This is a genomic window from Helicobacter sp. T3_23-1056 (assembly GCF_053654535.1).
This window is the reverse complement of the sequence record NZ_JBSIUU010000117.1, coordinates 1-304: the sequence shown is the minus strand read 5'-3', so window position 1 is coordinate 304 and position 304 is coordinate 1. Positions and strand designations below refer to the sequence as shown.

Annotated in this window: 1 protein-coding gene; it reads left to right on the top strand. The window is 42.1% G+C overall.

The genetic code is table 11. The annotated features are described in order from the left end of the window. Nucleotides 1–304, top strand: a 304-nt coding sequence (locus ACWIUO_RS13965) for a hypothetical protein (RefSeq protein WP_454178486.1), incomplete at both ends; no start/stop codon positions are given.

Below are 304 nucleotides of genomic sequence, written 5' to 3'. Positions count from 1 at the left end.
GCTACGCTTGCTTCAATACGATATGTCTCGCCTTACAAATCGTAGCTCTAAATTCTCCAAAACCACGCGCAAAAATACCAAAAAAGTCGATAAAGTGCGCGAAAAGCTAGCAAAGCTAACACTAGAGCAGTCTAAAGGACAGAATCTAGATAAGGGCTATAATAATTTTGAATTGATAGACCAACTAGATGCGATATTTATCCCATACACTGGGCGTAGGGATTGGCGATTTTTCGCGCTTCCTTACGCGACATATAGCTATGTAGATTTTGGTAGCTCACAGGCTATGGAATACGCAGGCGGA